Origin of the sequence: Actinotalea ferrariae CF5-4, assembly GCF_000603945.1 — a bacterium.
GTDB lineage: Bacteria > Actinomycetota > Actinomycetes > Actinomycetales > Cellulomonadaceae > Actinotalea > Actinotalea ferrariae.
In genome coordinates this window covers 1-201 of the sequence record NZ_AXCW01000562.1, presented here as the reverse complement: position 1 = coordinate 201, position 201 = coordinate 1, and the positions used below count along the sequence as shown (strand labels likewise).

Annotated in this window: 1 protein-coding gene; it reads right to left on the bottom strand. The window is 79.6% G+C overall.

Features of this window, described 5'->3' with window-relative positions; all coding sequences use genetic code 11:
* Positions 1–201: zinc-dependent metalloprotease (locus tag N866_RS19310; protein ID WP_034230030.1), on the bottom strand; the 201-nt coding region annotated here is incomplete at both ends.

The window sequence follows — 201 nt, the reverse complement described above, 5'->3', positions numbered from 1 at the left end:
TCCGCGAGCCACGGGGCAGCGGCGAACTGCAGCGCGTGCGTCTGCTCGTGCACGCACACCCACAGCCGGAAGTCGGCCGGGTCGGCCGAGAGGGCCCGCTCGACCTGCAGGACGTTCGGGGCCACGAGCAGGAGCCGGCCGCCCGGGGCGCCGGACGCGCCTGGACCGGCGGGCCCGGCAGGCCCGGCAGGCCCGGCAGGC